The 1,820-nt window shown below is 45.1% G+C and carries 3 protein-coding genes and 1 pseudogene; 2 read left to right on the forward strand and 2 right to left on the reverse strand.

Annotated features, from left to right (window positions below; genetic code table 11):
* Positions 1 to 593 precede the first annotated feature (593 nt).
* Positions 594 to 779: pseudogene (locus tag C7B16_RS24110) on the forward strand (colicin-like pore-forming protein); the annotation flags it as partial.
* Here C7B16_RS24110 and C7B16_RS24115 read toward each other — a convergent pair.
* On the reverse strand, positions 776 to 1,117 hold the full coding sequence (locus C7B16_RS24115) for a colicin E1 family microcin immunity protein (RefSeq protein WP_096133092.1): 342 nt from the start codon (positions 1,115 to 1,117) through the stop codon (positions 776 to 778). The pseudogene C7B16_RS24110 and the gene C7B16_RS24115 overlap by 4 nt on opposite strands.
* 47 nt (positions 1,118 to 1,164) lie before the next feature.
* Between C7B16_RS24115 and C7B16_RS24120 the strand changes: the two genes are divergently transcribed.
* Positions 1,165 to 1,302 carry a colicin release lysis protein gene (locus tag C7B16_RS24120; protein ID WP_001329514.1) on the forward strand — a complete coding sequence of 46 codons (138 nt, stop codon included), beginning with the start codon at positions 1,165 to 1,167 and terminating at the stop codon, positions 1,300 to 1,302.
* Between the two features lie 196 nt (positions 1,303 to 1,498).
* Here the strand turns inward: C7B16_RS24120 and C7B16_RS24935 are convergent, their stop codons facing one another.
* A complete protein-coding gene (locus C7B16_RS24935; protein WP_001354639.1) occupies positions 1,499 to 1,657 on the reverse strand; it encodes a hypothetical protein in 159 nt (52 codons plus the stop codon).
* Positions 1,658 to 1,820 lie beyond the last annotated feature (163 nt).

The following is a 1,820-nucleotide window of genomic DNA, read 5'->3' on the forward strand; positions in this document are numbered from 1 at the left end:
GAAAGGCGGACAGGTATCCGGTAAGCGGCAGGGTCGGAACAGGAGAGCGCACGAGGGAGCTTCCAGGGGGAAACGCCTGGTATCTTTATAGTCCTGTCGGGTTTCGCCACCTCTGACTTGAGCGTCGATTTTGTGATGCTCGTCAGGGGGGCGGAGCCTATGGAAAAACGCCAGCGGTGTGGCCTTTTGCTTTTTTGCTCACATGTTCTTTCCGGCGTTATCCCCTGATTCTGTGGATAACCTTATTACAGCTTTTGAGTGAGTGGACACCGCTCGCCGCAGCCGAACGACCGAGCGCAGCGAGTCAGTGAGCGAGGAAGCGGAAGAGCGCCTGAACTGGCATTTTCTCCTTACGGGGGGCAGTTTGGAGATCGGAAATTTTTGTACGTTAAGCGCATTATTTAACCAATTGAGCTACGCAGCCAGCTCTTATCGCCTTTAAGTTGTCGCTTATGGCGTATCGCATTTAGGTTATCCGATTAGGGCATATCCCCCTAAAACCCCCGTATAGCGCGGGAGTACACCCAAATGCTATAGGTAAGCCTGTTCAAAAAACAGGCTTACCGTACAATAATTCTCTATATCCAAACTGACCCCTATTTCTTACATTAGAGAAGAAAGCTGTAGATGCTGGAGTGAGTTATGTTGTTGTTTTACTTTTTAGTGTGCTTGCTGGAACTACATTAGGTATCTGGGGGATTGCTATTGTTACAGGCATTTTATGTGCCTTTATTGACAAGAATAAACTTAATACTATAAATGAGGTGTTGGGTATTTAATTATTCTTTATTGATATAAACAGTCCTAGCAATCCAAATGGGATTGCTAGGATCAAACAAAGTAGATTGTATAGCATAAATAGGTTTAATTTTGCCACGGGGGCATTATTTAGGTTTTTTCTTTTTCTGAAAAAATCTTTCTTTATGAACTTAAAAAATATGTGTTCAATAGCATATTTTGAATATGGGCATAGAATAGTGCTTATCACTATTGCGTATAGCATCTTATCTGACGCTAGGAAATAATACCCTTCGTTGTTTTTTGTTATAAGGTATATATATATAAGTGCGCAGTATAGGCCAAACAAAATATTTTTTATGTAATATCTTAAACTCATAAATTAAACCTCATTATATATTCTTTTCATTTTATAAGGATCGAGTTATGAGGAAAAGATTTTTTGTGGGAATATTCGCTATAAACCTCCTTGTTGGATGTCAGGCTAACTATATACGTGATGTTCAGGGAGGGACTGTGGCTCCATCATCTTCTTCTAAATTGACGGGGATCTCTGTTCAGTAGAAAAGATCAAAGGATCTTCTTGAGATCCTTTTTTTCTGCGCGTAATCTGCTGCCTGTAAACGAAAAAACCGCCTGGGGAGGCGGTTTGATCGAAGGTTAAGTCAGTTGGGGAACTGCTTAACCGAGGTAACTGGCTTCAGCAGAGCGCAGATACCAAATACTGTCCTTCCAGTGTAGCCGTAGTCGGGCCACTACTTCAAGAACTCTGTTGCACCATTTGCGCCATCATCGCTCTGCTAACCAAGTTACCAACGGCTGCTGCCAGTGGCGCTTTGTCGTGTCTTACCGGGTTGGACTCAAGACGATAGTTACCGGATAAGGCGCAGCGGTCGGGCTGAACGGGGGGTTCGTGCACACAGCCCAGCTTGGAGCGAACGACCTACACCGAACTGAGATACCAACAGCGTGAGCTATGAGAAAGCGCCACGCTTCCCGAAGGGAGAAAGGCGGACAGGTATCCGGTAAGCGGCAGGGTCGGAACAGGAGAGCGCACGAGGGAGCTTCCAGGGGGAAACGCC

The sequence above is a fragment of the Escherichia sp. 20412-1 genome, assembly GCF_003027595.1.
GTDB classification, from domain to species: domain Bacteria; phylum Pseudomonadota; class Gammaproteobacteria; order Enterobacterales; family Enterobacteriaceae; genus Escherichia; species Escherichia marmotae.

What these genes read in the sequence shown, in the direction of transcription:
- C7B16_RS24115 (WP_096133092.1), bottom strand. Translation starts at nt 1,117, where the DNA reads ATGAGTTTAAGATATTACATAAAAAATATTTTGTTTGGCCTATACTGC.
- C7B16_RS24120 (WP_001329514.1), top strand. Translation starts at nt 1,165, where the DNA reads ATGAGGAAAAGATTTTTTGTGGGAATATTCGCTATAAACCTCCTTGTT.